Source organism: Mesorhizobium sp. M2A.F.Ca.ET.039.01.1.1 (genome assembly GCF_003998035.1).
Lineage (GTDB): Bacteria > Pseudomonadota > Alphaproteobacteria > Rhizobiales > Rhizobiaceae > Mesorhizobium.
In genome coordinates this window covers 15,338-30,702 of record NZ_RZRY01000002.1, presented here as the reverse complement: position 1 = coordinate 30,702, position 15,365 = coordinate 15,338, and the positions used below count along the sequence as shown (strand labels likewise).

Here is a 15,365-nt window from a genome sequence, read left to right as displayed (position 1 = left end):
CCGTCAGCCCTTCGCCCTGATCCGCTGTTCGAAGGACGCCCTCACGGCCTCCATGCCGCCGCGATCCTCGGCGATCCGATGGGCCACGGCCTGTGCCGGCGATCCGCGCCAGAAGTCGCCCTCGAAGGTGAGGGCGAACGCCTCCAAGGCCAGCGTCAATTCCTCGGTCTGCTCTGCGATCGGCTTGTCCATCGCCGCTTCTCCTACTCGGTGGGAACGTGATCTCGGTTGAGGCCCTGCGCGATCAGGGCGAGGGCCTTGTCGCGGGCGCGGTAGGCCGTGGCCCTCGACCATCCCAGGCGCTTGCAAGCCCGGCCGAACGGCTTCCGGTAGGCCCGGCAGCGCAGGTAGACGGCGAGCACCTTGCGAGGCCCAGGCACCGCGTCGAGGTATTTGATCGGCCACCGGATCGCGGCCTCCATCCGGGTGATCTGCCGGCTCGTGGCGGCAAGCCGCGTCGGCCGCTCGTCCTGCTCGATCTTCACGTCGGCCGCGTCCTTGAAGGCGTCATCGAGCTGCGCAAGCCAGTCGGTCCAGTCGCGCTGATACATCGGCATGGCCGAGCCGTAAGCCTTGGGACCGACCGGCCCGGTCGTTGTGAGGGTGAGCCTCGCGGCCTCGATCAGGCGCTTCTCGACCGTGGCCGGCACCCACAGATCGTCAAGGCCGCCGTGAAACGAGCCGCCGCTGTCACGCTCGGCCTCGTATTCGTCACGCTCCCGCATTTTTTCGTCCCGCCTATCGATTTTTCTGCTCATCAGCCGATCAAGTCCGACACGTCGTCGTCAGTGATGCCCGGATCGCCGTCCTCGCGCTCCGGCGGTTCGACATAGGTGTTTTCCACCCGAGAAACGCCCTTGATGTGCACCCCTTGGACCTCGCGCCCGGTGAACCAAATCCACGGCCTTTTGCTGCCGATGATGTTGAACTTGAGCATGGCCTTGGTGGCGCGGGACCACCGCGTGCGCAGCCGCGTCTCGATCTGCGCGTCGGTGCCTTCCTCGGTCGCCGTGTATTTCTCCTTGAAGGCGGCGCGCACGTCGTCTGCCGAGGCGACGAGGACGACGCCCTTCGGCAGCGCCAGATCGGGCGGGGGCATGACGCCTTTCTTGTCGATCGTGTCAGCGAGGACGCTCAAGAACTCCTTTTCAGGATCGCGAGCCTTGAAGCCCTTCGGCTTCTCGGTGCCGCTCGCCGCCTCGGTCGCCTTCTGGTTGATCACGACGCAGGAGGTGATCGGATCGCCGTCGTCGTCCTGCCCGACCGTGGTCTGCCGTAGCCGGAAGCGGTGCGTCGCGCCGGCAGGGCCGGCTTTAAGCTTGCGGACGGTCCACAGGTTCGGCGTGTCGGGCGTGGCCCCTGTGACCTCGATCTCGAAGTCGGCCGCGCCGTGCAGCGCCTCGTGCCCTCGCGGGCCTCGGCCGGCCTCCTTGCCGCCATGGTGGACGCCGAGGACAGCCGCGCCGGTCGCCTCTTTCAGCTTGTCGCAGTTGATGATGAAGGAGCCCATCACTTGGCTGTCGTTCTCGTTCCCGCCAGCCAGGGCGCGGGCAACGGTGTCGATCACGGTCACGCCGACGCCGCAGCCGCAGCGCTCGCGCATGATCTTGTCAATCTCCCGGATTTCCTCGGCGAGCTTCTTCATGTCCGCGTCGCTCGATCTCATGTCGATCGAGGTCGGCAGGAAGACGAAGGGCAGGAAGGCGTCGGCCGGGATGTCGTGCTCGGCGCGCCAGGCGTGCAGCCGGATTTCGAAGTCCTCGCGGCCCTCGGCAACCACGTAGACGACGCCAAAGGCTCGCCCGCGATATCCGAACCACTCGGGCCGCTGATCATTCACCATGAGCGCGCCTGCGGCGCACGAAAGCATCATGTCCGAGATCAGGAAGGACTTGCCGCAGCCGGGCGGGCCGTACGCGATCCCGAACGACTTCGCGAGGATCAGGTTCTTGATCAGCCAGTCGCGCTGCGGCTTTTGCTTGCCGATCTCGTTGAACCACACCGCGCCGAATTTGGACTTGTAGGCGGGCAGCTCGGGGGCCTTGGCCTGCGCCGCGAGTTCGTAAAGGCGCTCGGCCGTGCCGCCGGCCTCGATCCAGTCCCAGGCGTCGCCCTTGAGCGGAAGGTCAGGCAACTCGAGTGTCGCGATCTTGGCGGCGGTGCCCTTGAGCTTGCTGGCGACGAGAAGGGCGTGATCCTTACCGGCGAACTTCGGCCGGCCGTCCTCGTGGAAGAGCAGCTCGCCCGACTTCTTTCTCGACTGCGGATCGTTGTCCGGCAGAATGCAGACATCAGCCCCGGCGAAGTAGGGGGTCAGCTCGTCCCACCATTTCCCCGCACCCATCGGATTGCAGGTGGCGGGGATGCCGAGATCAAGCAGCCGATCGGCGGCCTTCTCGCCCTCGACAAAGAACACGCGGTAGCCGTTCGACACGGCCTCGATCAGCTCGGGCAGGCGGTAGGGAACGATCCGCGCGTCTTTGAGGCTGTAGACCCACCCGTCGCGGGTTTGCTCGCCTGGCTGCGCCTTGCGGCGCTGCGAATAGGTCTTCTCGGGCTTGCCGTCCTCGCCCGGCCGCCACGAGCCGTCCGGCCGGCGGAATTGATAGCGCATGGTCTGATACAGCACCGCGCCCGCCTCGTCGGTGTAATCCCACGTCTTGACGAGTTCCTTCCGCGCTCCGTCCGAAGGATGATCGTCGGCACCCTCGGCTTTCGCGTTGCGATTGCTGCCCGGCTGCGCCGGCCGACTGTCCTCGATGTAGAAGCCTTCGCGCTTCATCCACTCGACCGCTTCCTTGCGGTCGCTGGCCTTGCCCTCATAGACGATCAGGTCGAGGACGCCGCCGCCCCTGTCGTCGTTGTGGACGTACCACGTGCCCTCGTTCTCGTTGATGGTGCGCGTCTCGCCGAAGCGGCGCTCCTTGGCGGTGCCGCCCTTCCTCGGCTGACCCCACAGCTTCTCGGCTACCGGCCGAATGTATTGGGCGAATTGGTCGCCTTTGTCCCCGGATGCCATGTCCGTTATTTCTTCTTCGGCTTAAGCAGTTTTTTGATTTCGGGCAGGATCGGCATGAGCGTATCGAGGAAGCGCGCCGTCGCGTGCAGCACCTCGATCTCGCGCAGCGCCTTGTCGCTCGGGGCGTGAGCCGGCCCGAATTCCTTCTCGATCGCCCTGGCCGACGAGCTGCGCCTCATGGCCTCGGTCACGATCACAAGGGCCATTTCATTGAGGCCGATTGGCTTGGGCTTCTCCGGCTTCGGCTCGGGCTCCTGCGGCAGGAGCGGATCGCGTTCCTGCACTTCCTCGTCGCGGGCGACTTCCTCATTCATCGCGGCCCTCGGCGAGCTGCGCCATGATCTCAGCTTCAATCGGGGCAAGCCGATCGAGCAAGGCCCCGAGCGCGCCTTCGGCGCGGCCTTGGCCGTCGCGCGTCATGGCCTCACGCATCGTGCTGATCCGCGCGCCGTGCTGTAGGGCGAAGGACAACGCGATGGCGCTGTCGCGGGTGGCGATATCGAGGAAGGAGCCGGACTTTGTGGACGACAGGAAGATTTCGCCGATCCGGCCGTCGTCATAGAACCCGAGCGTTGCGGTATAGACGAACTTGTCGTGCTTGAAGTGGATCGTCTCGGAGAGACGGCGCTGCGGCAGGGGCTCTCTCATTTATTGGCCCCATCAGCTCTGGTCGGACGGTCGATCAGAGGCTTCCACTTCACGCTTGATTTCATGTGCCCGGTTCCGAATGGCGAGTAGGTTTCGATACACAGTGGCTTCACGCAGACGCAGCTCGCGAGCGATCGCGAAGGTGTCCCAACCGCGCAGCCAAAGGACTGCCGCGTGGTCGAGTTCGTCGCCGCTCACCTCAGGAGCACCGCGATCATGGCGATCAGGGCGGCCAAGCAGATCACGAAGACCGCGCGGCCGAGTTCGAGGCCGGCCTGCCCGTAGCGCTCGGTTGCGGCCAGATCGTTCGACCGCTTGACAAGGATGCCGCAGGCGATCGCGAGAAAGACGATCAAGATCGCGCAAACGAAAATGAGGGCGTGGTTGAGGATCGTCATGATGCCCTCCCGAAAAGCGGCGTTGCGGGGCTCGCGGTGCGCAGCTCGGGCACCTTGTAGGCGCACATGAACGCCCACAGCGCGCAGGCGTCGCCCTCGTCGTCATTCCGGACCATCCAGCCCCGGCGATGGCACTCGGCTACGACGGCCTTCTTCGCCTCTTGGCGCTTGAGATTGCGCTGCCCGATGAAGAAGCCGCGCACGTCGGGCGCTGTGGCTTCCTGCAAATCGTAGACGCCCATCCGATAGGCGACGCCCTGCATCACCGCCGGCAGGCCGAAGAGAACCTCGATCGTGGCGCGGGTGGCCTTGCCCGAGCGCAGACGAAAAAGCTCGGGAGCCTCGAAGACGATCGTGCGCGGCTTGAAGGCTTGGAGGCGTGAGCCGAGGAAGCCGATCATTCCGCCGAATATGGCGGCCTGTGAGCTGCCGTCCGGCGCGAGGGCGAGCGATCCGAAGCGAGGGGTGCCGCCGGGCTCGCCCTCGGCCCATCCGAGCTTGGTAGCGATATCGAGGGCGAGGATGTCGCCTTTCCACTCCTTCGCCATCACAGCTTGCCCTCGGCCTTGGCGGCATTGATAGCGGCGAGCATGGCGGGCACCTGCTGATCGAAGGCTTCGCCGCAAGCCGCCATCCAGCGATCACGGCTCGGCTCGACACCGCGCTGATCGGCGACGCAGAGCGCCATAAGGAGGGCACCGCGGATCGCGGAGTGGACCGCTATCGTGCCGGCCTGCTCGGGCGGCAAGCCGGTCAGCGATTGGATGAAGTCGGCCTCGATCGCCACGAAGGAGCTTGCGCGCTCCTGCGCTTGGAAGGCGACAGCACGGAACTCCGGCGGCAGATCGAAGCCGTTCTCGTCCGTGGCCATCAGCGCAGCACCTTCTCGATCTGCCCGAGCTTGCGATCGAGATCGGCGAACCGATCGGCGAGGGAGGGGATCAGCTTTTCGAGCTGATCCGCCCGCTGGCGCATCGCCGCCACTTCGCGCCTGGCGTCGGCGAGGGCCTTCTGCGTATCGTTGCGAAGCGTGTGGGCTTCCTCGATCGCCAGCCGGATTTCCTCGTTGTCCTGCGCCGGCCCGAAATTCGCCTCGCGGAGATCCTCGATCCACTTCCGGGGCACGCCGAGGTCTTCCGCGACGCGCTTGTCGGTCCATCCGGGGGCGTAGCCGCGCTTATCGTCCAGATAGATTTCTTCGAGCTTGGCGTTGATCAGCCGCTTCTCGTCAAAGCTCGGCTGACGAGGGGCTTCCGGGGTGGCGGCGAGGACTGCGGGCATCGGGATCACCTGTGCGTTCAACGGGGCTGGCTTGTTGCCCATCGGCTTCTCGGTTTTCGGTTTGTGGGCGCTGCGGCGCTTGGCCGAGGCGCAGGCGGGGCACAGATCGCGGTTCGGGTTGCTTCCGATCTCCCACCCGCTGCGCCCCCACACTCGGAAGAGATCGTCGTGGGCTCGGGAGCCGCCGTGGGTGTTGGCGGAAACGTCAGCGAAGGCAGGGCACCGCGAGCACGTGATCCGATGCACGCGCCGCCGGCCGGCCTCGGCCGGGACCGTGATCGGATCGAAGTGGCGGCGCTCTTTGGCGGACATCAGTTGGCGTCCACCGCTTCGACAAAGTCGATATGCATCGGCGTGATCGTGACGATGCCGGGCAGGCCGAGGATCATCGGCTCGCGCTTGCGGGCGATCCGGGTGCCGCCCTGGCTTTCGAGGATGATCTTCTGGCACTTGACGCAACCGTCCTGCGCCATGTCCTCGAAGAGATCATCGAGCGTTGCCTGCTCGAATTCGGCGGGAAACCAGACGAAACCGCTCTTCGACGGAATGACGGTCGTGACGGAGAAAATTGCCATTGGGTAGTGCCTCGCTTTGTGATCGAGACCGCGCCGATCGCCCGGCGCGGCTCGGGGGGTTAACTGGTCACTGGACCATGCTGGAAACGACGGGATCGCCCTTTGTCGGCTTGCCGCTGTCGGCTGTGGCGTCCGCCTCGGCGACGATCTCGCGGAAGAGTTCGATCAGGTCCGAGAAGGCGTCTTGCTGCGCGAAGAAATCGAGCTTGTGGGAATACTCGATCAGCGAGCGCAGCACCGACTGGCGCTTGCCGTCTTCCATTTCGTTGAGCCGGCGGGCGAAGGTCAGCGCGGTCTTTTCGAGCCCGTGCTGCTCGACTGCCGCCTGTGTGGCTTTGCCGGCGAGGCCGGCGTATTCGCTTGCGTGCTTTTTCTGTCGGCTGATCTCGCCGATCACGCGCTTGAGGTCTTCTGCACTGACACCGCCACGCGCTTCCTTCGCGCTCGTGGTGGTCATTTTCGCTCGTTTCGCCATCCAGGCGTCTCCTTGCTCGAAGTGGGTGAAATCATTCGGCACCGGCCACCGCCGGGCCTGTCTTCGAGGGATCAGGATTTGCGGGCCTTGGTGCGCACGGCCGAGCGGCCGAAGCGCGGGATGCCTTCGGGCCAGCGGAGATCGTCGGGCCATGCGTCGGAAAGGGCGGACAACGTCCGATCGAAGGTGTAGGCCGAAAAGGTCTGTTCCCCACCTTTCAGGGCGTCGTACATGCCTGCATCGCCCCCGCAGATGCGAACGGAGATCGTGCCCATGGTGCGGCCGGTGTGCTGGGAATAGGCGTCAAACAAGGCGATCAGCCACTCCCTCATGCGCGGTTCGAGCGGCGCATCAAGCATGGGAAATCCTTCCAATCGATCGTTGCAAATCAGGGCGCAGCCTACCTACTCGGGGATTGGAAAAGTCAATAGCATCCGTGAGAATTATCTGATATGTGCCCAACTGACGGCCGGAGAGCCGTTGGATGGATTAGAGTGAGTACATGTCAAACAAACCAATCCGCAGGGACAGGGTGGCGGCGCGTGTTGAAGCGCTCGGGAAGTCTGCAATCACCTTGGCTCGATCCGTTGGACTTGAGCGGGGCTTCATCAACGACATTTTGATCGACCGGAAGAAATCGGTTCGCGACGACGAGGCCGGCCTTTTGCTGGCAAAGAGCCTTGAGTGCGATTTCGAATACTTGACCGGCCAGCAGAGCGAGGTTCGTCGCCTTGATCCGAATGCTGTGGAATTCGGCGGGATATGCGAGACGGGTGTTTGGCGCACCGACGCTGCCGGCTTTTTCCCGGCGCGGACAACCGCCCCGATCGAGCCCGATCCGCGATACCCCGGAATGCCGAATATCGCCTTTGACGTGCGAGGCGACGGCCTGGGGGCCGAGGGCATCCTAGACGGGATGACAGTGACCGGGATCAAGGCCGAGGCGTGGATCGAAGCCTTCGGCCCGCCGCGCGCCGGCCTGATCGCGGTCTGCCGCGCTCGGCGCGACGGCAGCGAGAGCCCTGCGATCGAGCTGTCCCTGCGAAAGACCTACGTGTGGCAAGGGGCGACCATGCTAACGGCTGCGCCTGCCGATCCCCGGCACCACTTCGAGCCGCTGACGCTCGGCAGCGAGGGCGTCGAGATTTTGGCGATCGTCACCCGAGCTGTGAGGTTGTTTCTCGACCTCGAAACGCCGCTGACAACCCCTTGACAAACTGATCTGCCTACCGCGTGCGCGGGGCGCGCACATGCGCGATCCCGCGCGGATCGTAGAATATAAACCTACATAGGTACTACCTATCATAGGGCTCCGGGCTTTCGCCGGAGCCCTTTTGCGTCGCCGTCTCAAGGCTTGGCGCTGTAACGCGCGCGACACGAATTTTTTCAGAAAGTGATTAATTCTCTTCCAACGGGAATGATTGTTTATCCCTAAAAATTTCCAACGGAGCAGTTGCATAGCGTTGGAAATTCGATCTATGTTCCGTCCCACGGCAGCGATTTGCTGTCAGGATTGGAGCTGAATGATGGACGCAATTACGACGATCGACACCACCCAAGCACCCCAAACCGGGGACTATGCGGTCGGAAATTTAAGCAAGGGTGAAATTAGAAGCGATCTTTCTAAGCAATGGATCGCGAGGCCCGCAGATCAGCGGTTCCTCTCACTGAATGCCCTGCGCGACAACGTTTTGGCTCGCGCGCAGCGGACCAAAGAAACCCGCCTCGATACTCGCAAGATCGAGTTCATCGCCCCCGATCCCAAGACGCAGGACGATCTCCACAAGCTCGCGATCGGCCTGCCCGGCGGCGAGGAAATCGCCCCGACGCATTGGAGCTTCGGGCAGCTCGCCAGCCTCGCCCAGGCACCCGCCAAATACTTGCGGCAACTGCCGAGCCAGATCGTCGCGGACGCCCTGCAATACGGGATGCGCTATAATCGCGGCGTCGAGAGCATCAAGACCTATGGCACCGCCGAGGAATTGCTTGCGGCGACCGGCCCCGACTATGGCCGCATCTACGATCACGAGGTGGTCGCTGCGGTCCAGCAGGTCGCCGGCAACGGCCTGGGCGACGAGCGGTGGAAGGTGCCCGGCCTGCTCGATTGGCGCACCATGCGCTATGACCCCAACCACCCAGTCACGATCGACACCACGACGCTCTATGCGAGCGACCGCGACGTCTTCATTTTCTTGGTGGACGATCGCAACCCGATCGAGATCGGGAAGCTGCCCTCGGGCGAGCCGGACCTTGTCTTCCGGGGTTTCTACATCACCAATTCCGAGGTCGGATCGGGAGCGCTCAAGCTCGCGGCTTTCTACCTGCGGGCGATTTGCTGCAATCGCCTCATGTGGGGGGTCGAGGGCTTCGAAGAGATCACGATGCGCCACAGCAAGCTCGCCCCGACGCGCTTCATCGAAGAGGCCCGGCCGGCCCTCGCGAGCTTCGCCAGCGGATCGAGCACGAAGCTGATCGAGGGCGTCGCCAAGGCCAAGGCCGCGAAGATCGCGGCCGACAACGACGAAGCGCTCGAATTCCTCGCCTCGCGGAAATTCAGCCGCGCGCGCGCCACGGCGGTGCTCGAAGCGGTCGAGAAAGAGGAAGGCCGCCCGGCCCGGACGGTTTGGGACTTGGCGCAGGGTATCAGCGCCGTCGCCCGCGATATCCAGCAGACCGACGATCGGATCGAGCTGGAAAGCGAAGCCCGCAAGCTTCTCGACAAGGTCGCCTAGCGGCGGACCTGCCGAGGGGCGCGGAATACGAGGCCCGCGCCCCTCGGACCTACCCAAAATCAGAACAGCTTTTCAGGAAATGCGGCAGGGCATCATGGAAGTCAAATTCGTCAATCCGTCACCGGAAATGGCTGCGTATCAGCGCGCCAAATCTCTAGCCTACATGACGAGCACGCTGCGGGCGTCCTCGGCAGATATCGACAGCGCCCGCAGCGTCGCGCTCACGCTTGCCGAGGCCAAATTCGACCCGTTCCTGATCGCCCTTCTCGGGGCGAAGGCGGCGAGGCTCGCCAAGGCCGCGCGCAAGCGCAAGGGCGCTATCCTGAATTGCATCGTCGCCGCGTCCCTCTTCGCCGGTCCCGAGTTCATGGGTGCCGCTGCCGCCGCGATCGATGTGATTTGCTGAAATGGCCGGGCACAGCACCACCATGGACGGCGAGGCCCAACGGATCGTGGGCGTCACCCGCAAGGTCCGGACGATCATCCTGATGCCCCGGTGGGGCGTGCAGCGCTCGATCGTCAAGGAGAAGGCGATCACGGTCGCCCGCGTCTCGATCCTCGAAACCGAGGGCGGCTACGGCGAGGACAACGGCCCGCCGCCCTATGCAGCGAGGGCGGCCGAATGATGCGCCCTGATCCGATCGACTTCGACGCCGCCTTCGCCTCGGCCGCCTTCTGGCGGCACGCGGCGGCGATCCGGGCGATCCCGGCAGGCGAGGCCAGCGGCACGATCCCGTGCCCGAGCTGCCGCCGGCCACTGCACTACAGCTTCATGCAGGCGGGCCTCAAGGCCCACTGCGAAACCCCGAACTGCACGAGCTTCGCCGAGTAGCGAGCTTAGGCATCCGCGCGCGGGCGGCCCCCGCGCCATGACGAAGGAGGTGCCGGTGTGGATCGCCGTCATCAATAGCCTGCCGGAGCTCGTTCTCGGCACCTGCTGGACGGCGGTGGTCTTCACCCTCGGCGTCCGGTTCGGGCGGTGGCGTTCCGCCCGGCAATGAAATCAGCAACCATCAAATCGAGGAAATTTTGATGCGCACTCTCTCCCTCCTTGCGGCTTCGAGCCTGGCGCTTTTCGCGAGCCACGCCTTCGCCGCCCCGACTGAAATCAAGCTCTGCACCGGGATCGACGGCGGCCCCTATGCCGAGGCCGGCAAAATGATCGCCGGGATGGCAAAAGGCGACCCCAATATCAGCGTCCGCGTTGTGATGGATACCGGCGGCACGTGGGGCAACATTCAGCGCACGGTCCTCGGCGAGGGCTGCGACGCCATGATCGGCCAGCCGGACGGCGCTGCCGTCCTCAAGCGCCAGAACCCCGGTGCGGCGGCCTCCTTGAAGCCGATCGCCGATCTGCACCGCGAGTATCTGCACGCCCTCTGCTCGAAGGAGAGCGGCGTGGACGATATCGGGGATCTGGAAAGCAGCCCCAAGGCGAACGGCTACTCGATCGCCCTCGGCGACACCGGCTCGGGCGCTTGGCTGATCTGGCAGAACTTCGTGGCGCAGGACAGCGATTACGGCGAGGTGCCGGTCAAGAACGAGAGCGGCGTCATCGCCCTGGCCTCGGTCGCCGCCAACGAGACGACGTGCGTTTTGCAGCCCGCCGCGCTCGGCAATAGCCTTGTCCGGCAGGCGGACGAGCAATTCGGCGACGGCCTCGCCTTGGTCGGCGTCAACGACCGGGATTTCGACAACGCCACCGATCCGCAGGGGAAGCCGCTCTACACCTACAGCAAAATCCCGAGCGGCACCTACGCGAAGTCTTTGCAGGGGTGGTTCTCAGGGAAGAGCACCGTGACGTGGCTCGCCAAGGTCTACGTGAATTCTGATCGGATCACGGATCAGAAGGCGCTCGCGGCCTTCATCACGGCGGTAGCGCGCGCGAAGCCGGCGATCCAGGCGCAATACGGCAAGTAGCCGGTCGCGCTCGGGCGGCGGCTTCCGCCGCCCACTCCACCCCCAATTCCAGCGAAGAGACTGACAATGCTCATTGAAGCCACGGTGCTTGACATCCTCGCGCAGGCCGAGACGGACGGAAATGCCTTCCGCCTGCCGCCTGGGCAGCTCGACCGCAAGACCTACGAAGCGGTCAACAAAGTGCTGACCGCAGCCGGCGGGAAATGGAACAAGAAGGCCGGCGCGCACCTCTTCGAGGGCGATGCGGCCGAGGCTATCGAGCCGATCCTTCTGACCGGCACCTATCAGCGGACGAAACAGGACTTCGGCCAATTCGACACGCCGCCCGATCTCGCGGAGCGGATCGTCGCGATGGCGGGCATCAAGCACGGGATGGGCGTGATCGAGCCGAGCGCCGGCCTCGGCAACATCGCTTCCGAGGTCTTGGATGCCGGCGGCGAGGTCATGTGCATCGAGATCGACGCGAAGCGCGTCGAGGCGCTTAAGCGCAGGGGCTTCCGGTCGATCATCCACGCGGACTTTCTGTCCCTGCACGGGTTGTCCCCGCATGATCGCGTGGTCATGAACCCGCCCTTCGCCAAGCAGGCGGATATCGATCATGTCCTGCACGCGGCGAAGTTCCTCAAGCCCGGTGGCCGGCTCGTCGGGATCATGTCGCAGAGCGTCCTCTATCGCTCGGATCGGAAGGCCACGGCCTTCCGCGATCAGGTCGCGGCATGGGGCGGCGAGTTCGAAGAGCTGCCGGCCGGGGCCTTCAAGTCCGCCGGCACGATGGTTCGCGCCTGCATCGTCAGCTTCGATCGCTAGGGGCGGACGATGGCGCGCGAAGCATTTATCGAGAAGCCCTTCTCGGAACCCCATCAGGAGGTGATCCGGCAGGCGAACGCGATCATTGCCGAGTATCAGCGGCAGGGTTTCACGCTCACGCTGCGCCAGCTCTACTACCAATTCGTCAGCCGCGATCTGATCGCCAACAAGCAGACCGAATACAAGCGCCTCGGCTCGATCGTGAACGCCGGCCGCCTGGCCGGCCTTATCGATTGGTCGGCGATCGAGGACCGCACCCGCAACGTCCGCAAGCCCAATGTGTGGGACAGCCCGTCGCAGATCATCGACGCGGTGGCCGAGCAGTATCAGGAGGATATCTGGCAGGGGCAGCACTACCGCCCCGAGGTCTGGATCGAGAAGGACGCGCTTGTAGGCGTGATCGAGCCGATCTGTGAGCGCTACCGCGTGCCCTACTTCGCCTGCCGGGGATACTCGTCGCAATCGGAGCAGTATGCCGCCGGCTTGCGCTTTCGCCGCATCTTCCGCGCCGGGCTGACCCCGATCGTCTTGCACCTCGGCGACCACGATCCGTCCGGCATCGACATGACGCGGGACAATGCCGATCGGCTGTCCATGTTCGCCGGCCGCGAGGTCGAGGTCCGCCGGCTCGCGCTGAATTGGGAGCAGATCGAGGAACACGATCCGCCGCCGAACCCGGCAAAGGAAACCGACAGCCGGTCGGGAGGCTACATCGAGCAATTCGGCGACAGCTCGTGGGAATTGGACGCTCTCGATCCTCCGACGATCGAGGGCTTGATCGAGGCCGAGCTTGACGAGCTGATCGACCGCGAGGCGTGGGACGCCCGCGTCAGCCAGGAAGAGACCGCGAAGGGCGTCCTCGCGGACGTGTCCCACAATTGGGACGAGGTGGTGACCTTCCTGCGCGGCGAAGGGGAGGGCGCTTGATGGGCACCCTCGAATTCCACCTTACGCCCGCTGATCGCGAGCTGATCGAGAAGGCCCACCGCAACCACCCGCTCACGCCGGACGAGCAAGAGCGGTTCGACCTGCTCGCCGCCTTCATCAACCTCAACACGCAATTCGCCGAGCGGCCGGATCAGCAGCGCAGCGCTGACGGCTACGGCATCGAAGACAGGAGCAAGCTGTGAACACCCGATACAAGACCGGCGATATCGTCTCAGTCAAAGCGACCGTTCGCTACCCCTCGAAGGGCGGCGTCGGATCGGTCGTCTCGGTCGAGATCGAAGGGCACTACGGCAGCGTCAACGTGGACCCCGAGGTCGTGACCATGCTGCGGCCGAACTTCGAGATCGGCGAGGTGGTCGAATACACCCCCGACGAGACGCACACCTTCGGCGCGTCAATCCTCGGCATGGCCGGCGATGAAGTTTGGATCGAGATCAGCCGCGCCGAAGAGCCGAGGCGAGTGGTCGCGCCTCTGTCAAAGGTTCGGCGCGAGCCCGAGACGCCCGCCGTCGCCGAGGACGCGCAGTGATGTCCGCGCCTTTCGAGCACAAGGACGGCATCTACTTCGGCTTGGACGAGGCGATCTACCGTCAAGACCCTGCCCTCGGGTCGAGCGATCACAAGCTGCTCGCCCAGGCACCGGAAGCCTACTGGCATGGGTCGCACCTCAACCCGGCTCGAGTGTCCGACAAGGACACGCCGGCTCGCGCCCTCGGGCGCGGCGTCCACAAGGCGGCGCTTGAGGGCAGCGAGGCGTTCAAGCGGTCCTTCGTCCGCCGGCCGGACGATCTCGAAAGGCTGACGGAAAAGGTGCGGGCGATCCTCGCTCCGCGCGGCGAGACAGTCCTGTCGGGCGAGCACTACGACCGCGCAGCGCTCGCCGCCGGCATGATCCGCGCCCATCCCGATCTCGCGAACTCGCTGACCAGCGGCTATCCCGAGGTCTCGGTTTTCTGGACGGTCGAGATCGACGGGAAGCCGGTGCGCTGCAAAGCCCGCTTCGACTATTTCAAGCCGCGCGCGATCGTGGACATCAAGTCGATCGCGATCAAGCGCCCGCTGCCCTTCAAAGTCCTTTGCCTGCGCGCGATCCGCAGCTTCCGCTACGGGGTGCAGGCCGAAACCTACCTCGAAGCCCGGAAGCTGATCCCCGACATGATCAGGGCCGGCGCGGTCTTCGGCACGGACGAGCCCGAGCCGAGGTGGCTCGACATGGTTTTGGCCGCCCGCGACTTCGCCTTCGTGTGGGTCTTTTGGGCAAGCGACGGCCCGCCGCTCGTGTGGAGCGGCAGCGTCTCCCCCACCAATCCGCTGCTGGACGACGCTCGCTCCTTTGTCGAGCAGGCGCGCCGCAACTTCGTGAACTTCCGCGACCGCTTCGGCACCGGGGCTGCGTGGATCGAATACGAGCCCCTGGCCGAGATCACGCCCGAGGACATGGAGGCGGCCCACAGCCGCCATTTCTGACGAGGAAATCCCGATGACGCAGAACGACCTTGCTGAAAACGAACGCGCACGGATCGGCGGCAACAATCCGCCCATGACGCTCGCCGAGCGCCTGCCGCTCGATTACGAGGCGCTGACCGAGCGCGTGGCCGCGATCCTGACCAAGGCCCGCGACGAGCTGCCGTCCGAGATCACGACCGACGACGAGAATTCCAAGCTCGGCGAGATCATCAAAGGCATCCGCGACGTGGCTCGCGATGCCGAGGCCGACCGCAAAAAGGAAAAAGACCCCCACCTCGAAGCGGGCAGGACGATCGATGCGTTCTTCGCCGCCCTGACGGATCGGCTCAACAAGGGGAAGGAAGTCCTCGAACGGCGCGGCAAGAAGTATCTGGATGCCAAGGCCCAAGCCGAGCGCGAGCGCCGCGAGGAAGCGGCGCGGATCGCCCGCGAGGAAGCCGAGCGCAAGCTGCGCGAGGCCGAGGCCGCCGAGGAAGCGGGAAAGGATTTCCACACCGAGCTTGCCCTTGAGCAGGCGGCGCAGGCCGAGACGCGGGCCGATCTCGCGCAGCAGGCCTCCGAGGAAAAGGCCGCGGACTTGGCACGCACGCGCATGGCCGGCGGCGGCGTCAGCACCCTCAAGACCGAGTGGACCTTCGAGATCAAGAACCGGGAGCAAATCCCGTTCGATCGGATCGCTCACTTCATCAGTGACGCAGAGCTGACGAAGGCCGTGCGCGCCTTCGTGAAGGGCGGCGGCCGGAGCCTTCCCGGCGTCCGCATCTACGAGGACACGAAGGCGCAATACCGCTGACCAACCCACAACAGGAGCAATCCACCATGAGCACAGTCAACCTCGGCGATCGCGTCAAGGACACCATCACCGGCTTCGCCGGCATCGCTACCGGCCGGGCCGATTATCTGACCGGCTGCACGCAATTCTGCATCACGCCGCCGGTCAAGGAAGACGGCACCACCCGCGACAGCCATTGGTACGACGAGGACCGGATCGAGGTGGTCGAGGCAGGCGCGGTGAAGATCGCCGTCAAGCGCCCCGGCGGCCCGAGCGACCCGTCCGAGCGCGCCCCCACCCGTTGATTTCATTTCGGCTTTTGC

General features: G+C 64.9%; 27 protein-coding genes. 14 read left to right on the top strand and 13 right to left on the bottom strand.

Translation table 11 applies throughout. The features are described 5' to 3' along the window. Nucleotides 1-3: 3 nt before the first annotated feature. The 13 genes from EOA24_RS00745 to EOA24_RS00685 all read right to left on the bottom strand — a co-directional run bounded on the left by EOA24_RS00745 (nucleotide 4) and on the right by EOA24_RS00685 (nucleotide 6,755). A complete protein-coding gene (locus EOA24_RS00745) occupies nucleotides 4-192 on the bottom strand; it encodes a hypothetical protein (RefSeq protein WP_127409439.1) in 189 nt (62 codons plus the stop codon). Between the two features lie 11 nt (nucleotides 193-203). Further along, nucleotides 204-725: a DUF6362 family protein gene (locus tag EOA24_RS00740; RefSeq protein WP_127409438.1), complete on the bottom strand. Its 522-nt coding sequence runs from the start codon at nucleotides 723-725 to the stop codon at nucleotides 204-206. 32 nt (nucleotides 726-757) lie between these two features. Continuing rightward, complete coding sequence (locus EOA24_RS00735) at nucleotides 758-3,019, bottom strand: AAA family ATPase (RefSeq protein ID WP_127409437.1); 2,262 nt, start codon at nucleotides 3,017-3,019, stop codon at nucleotides 758-760. A gap of 5 nt (nucleotides 3,020-3,024) precedes the next feature. After that, nucleotides 3,025-3,333, bottom strand: coding sequence for a hypothetical protein (locus EOA24_RS00730; RefSeq protein ID WP_127409436.1), 309 nt, complete (start codon nucleotides 3,331-3,333; stop codon nucleotides 3,025-3,027). Continuing rightward, a complete protein-coding gene (locus EOA24_RS00725; protein WP_210213567.1) occupies nucleotides 3,326-3,667 on the bottom strand; it encodes a hypothetical protein in 342 nt (113 codons plus the stop codon). Before EOA24_RS00725 ends, EOA24_RS00730 begins: the two co-directional genes overlap by 8 nt. Nucleotides 3,668-3,679: 12 nt before the next feature. After that, nucleotides 3,680-3,865, bottom strand: a complete 186-nt coding sequence (locus EOA24_RS00720; protein WP_127409435.1) for a hypothetical protein — start codon at nucleotides 3,863-3,865, stop codon at nucleotides 3,680-3,682. Next, nucleotides 3,862-4,065, bottom strand: coding sequence for a hypothetical protein (locus tag EOA24_RS00715; protein WP_127409434.1), 204 nt, complete (start codon nucleotides 4,063-4,065; stop codon nucleotides 3,862-3,864). The genes EOA24_RS00720 and EOA24_RS00715 overlap by 4 nt, the downstream gene beginning before the upstream one ends. After that, nucleotides 4,062-4,613, bottom strand: a complete 552-nt coding sequence (locus EOA24_RS00710) for a hypothetical protein (RefSeq protein ID WP_127409433.1) — start codon at nucleotides 4,611-4,613, stop codon at nucleotides 4,062-4,064. Before EOA24_RS00710 ends, EOA24_RS00715 begins: the two co-directional genes overlap by 4 nt. Beyond that, nucleotides 4,613-4,936 carry a hypothetical protein gene (locus EOA24_RS00705; protein WP_127409432.1) on the bottom strand — a complete coding sequence of 108 codons (324 nt, stop codon included), beginning with the start codon at nucleotides 4,934-4,936 and terminating at the stop codon, nucleotides 4,613-4,615. The genes EOA24_RS00710 and EOA24_RS00705 overlap by 1 nt, the downstream gene beginning before the upstream one ends. Next, the gene (locus tag EOA24_RS00700; protein WP_127409431.1) at nucleotides 4,936-5,658 is read right to left on the bottom strand and encodes a hypothetical protein; all 723 of its coding nucleotides are present in this window, start codon (nucleotides 5,656-5,658) and stop codon (nucleotides 4,936-4,938) included. The genes EOA24_RS00705 and EOA24_RS00700 overlap by 1 nt, the downstream gene beginning before the upstream one ends. After that, nucleotides 5,658-5,921, bottom strand: coding sequence for a hypothetical protein (locus tag EOA24_RS00695; RefSeq protein WP_127409430.1), 264 nt, complete (start codon nucleotides 5,919-5,921; stop codon nucleotides 5,658-5,660). Before EOA24_RS00695 ends, EOA24_RS00700 begins: the two co-directional genes overlap by 1 nt. Nucleotides 5,922-5,988: 67 nt before the next feature. Beyond that, nucleotides 5,989-6,378, bottom strand: a complete 390-nt coding sequence (locus EOA24_RS00690) for a hypothetical protein (protein WP_245501732.1) — start codon at nucleotides 6,376-6,378, stop codon at nucleotides 5,989-5,991. An 89-nt stretch (nucleotides 6,379-6,467) separates the two neighbouring features. After that, a complete protein-coding gene (locus EOA24_RS00685) occupies nucleotides 6,468-6,755 on the bottom strand; it encodes a hypothetical protein (protein WP_127409428.1) in 288 nt (95 codons plus the stop codon). Nucleotides 6,756-6,928: 173 nt separating this feature from the next. Here EOA24_RS00685 and EOA24_RS00680 point away from each other — a divergent pair, with 173 nt between their 5' ends. From EOA24_RS00680 to EOA24_RS00620, 14 genes are all read left to right on the top strand, one after another. Then, nucleotides 6,929-7,609, top strand: a complete 681-nt coding sequence (locus EOA24_RS00680) for an XRE family transcriptional regulator (protein WP_245501731.1) — start codon at nucleotides 6,929-6,931, stop codon at nucleotides 7,607-7,609. A 313-nt stretch (nucleotides 7,610-7,922) separates the two neighbouring features. Next, nucleotides 7,923-9,128, top strand: a complete 1,206-nt coding sequence (locus tag EOA24_RS00675; RefSeq protein ID WP_127409426.1) for a DUF932 domain-containing protein — start codon at nucleotides 7,923-7,925, stop codon at nucleotides 9,126-9,128. 94 nt (nucleotides 9,129-9,222) lie between these two features. Next, entirely contained in the window at nucleotides 9,223-9,534 is a 312-nt protein-coding gene (locus tag EOA24_RS00670) for a hypothetical protein (RefSeq protein ID WP_127409425.1), read from the top strand. A gap of 1 nt (nucleotide 9,535) precedes the next feature. Continuing rightward, complete coding sequence (locus tag EOA24_RS00665) at nucleotides 9,536-9,754, top strand: hypothetical protein (RefSeq protein ID WP_245501730.1); 219 nt, start codon at nucleotides 9,536-9,538, stop codon at nucleotides 9,752-9,754. After that, complete coding sequence (locus EOA24_RS00660; protein ID WP_127409424.1) at nucleotides 9,751-9,960, top strand: hypothetical protein; 210 nt, start codon at nucleotides 9,751-9,753, stop codon at nucleotides 9,958-9,960. The genes EOA24_RS00665 and EOA24_RS00660 overlap by 4 nt, the downstream gene beginning before the upstream one ends. A 37-nt stretch (nucleotides 9,961-9,997) precedes the next feature. Further along, nucleotides 9,998-10,129, top strand: coding sequence for a hypothetical protein (locus EOA24_RS43815; protein WP_281059867.1), 132 nt, complete (start codon nucleotides 9,998-10,000; stop codon nucleotides 10,127-10,129). Between the two features lie 31 nt (nucleotides 10,130-10,160). Then, nucleotides 10,161-11,048, top strand: coding sequence for a TAXI family TRAP transporter solute-binding subunit (locus EOA24_RS00655; protein WP_189353815.1), 888 nt, complete (start codon nucleotides 10,161-10,163; stop codon nucleotides 11,046-11,048). Between the two features lie 180 nt (nucleotides 11,049-11,228). Beyond that, nucleotides 11,229-11,855 (top strand): methyltransferase, encoded by a 627-nt coding sequence (locus EOA24_RS00650; RefSeq protein WP_210213566.1) that lies wholly within the window; start codon nucleotides 11,229-11,231, stop codon nucleotides 11,853-11,855. Between the two features lie 9 nt (nucleotides 11,856-11,864). Next, nucleotides 11,865-12,782, top strand: a complete 918-nt coding sequence (locus EOA24_RS00645; RefSeq protein WP_127409421.1) for a hypothetical protein — start codon at nucleotides 11,865-11,867, stop codon at nucleotides 12,780-12,782. Beyond that, the gene (locus tag EOA24_RS00640; RefSeq protein ID WP_127409420.1) at nucleotides 12,782-12,985 is read left to right on the top strand and encodes a hypothetical protein; all 204 of its coding nucleotides are present in this window, start codon (nucleotides 12,782-12,784) and stop codon (nucleotides 12,983-12,985) included. Before EOA24_RS00645 ends, EOA24_RS00640 begins: the two co-directional genes overlap by 1 nt. Then, complete coding sequence (locus tag EOA24_RS00635) at nucleotides 12,982-13,332, top strand: hypothetical protein (RefSeq protein ID WP_127409419.1); 351 nt, start codon at nucleotides 12,982-12,984, stop codon at nucleotides 13,330-13,332. Before EOA24_RS00640 ends, EOA24_RS00635 begins: the two co-directional genes overlap by 4 nt. A 41-nt stretch (nucleotides 13,333-13,373) precedes the next feature. After that, nucleotides 13,374-14,270 carry a PD-(D/E)XK nuclease-like domain-containing protein gene (locus EOA24_RS00630; protein WP_245501729.1) on the top strand — a complete coding sequence of 299 codons (897 nt, stop codon included), beginning with the start codon at nucleotides 13,374-13,376 and terminating at the stop codon, nucleotides 14,268-14,270. A gap of 13 nt (nucleotides 14,271-14,283) precedes the next feature. Then, complete coding sequence (locus tag EOA24_RS00625; protein ID WP_127409417.1) at nucleotides 14,284-15,063, top strand: hypothetical protein; 780 nt, start codon at nucleotides 14,284-14,286, stop codon at nucleotides 15,061-15,063. Nucleotides 15,064-15,089: 26 nt separating this feature from the next. Next, nucleotides 15,090-15,347, top strand: coding sequence for a hypothetical protein (locus EOA24_RS00620; RefSeq protein WP_127409416.1), 258 nt, complete (start codon nucleotides 15,090-15,092; stop codon nucleotides 15,345-15,347). The last annotated feature ends 18 nt before the right edge of the window (nucleotides 15,348-15,365 follow it).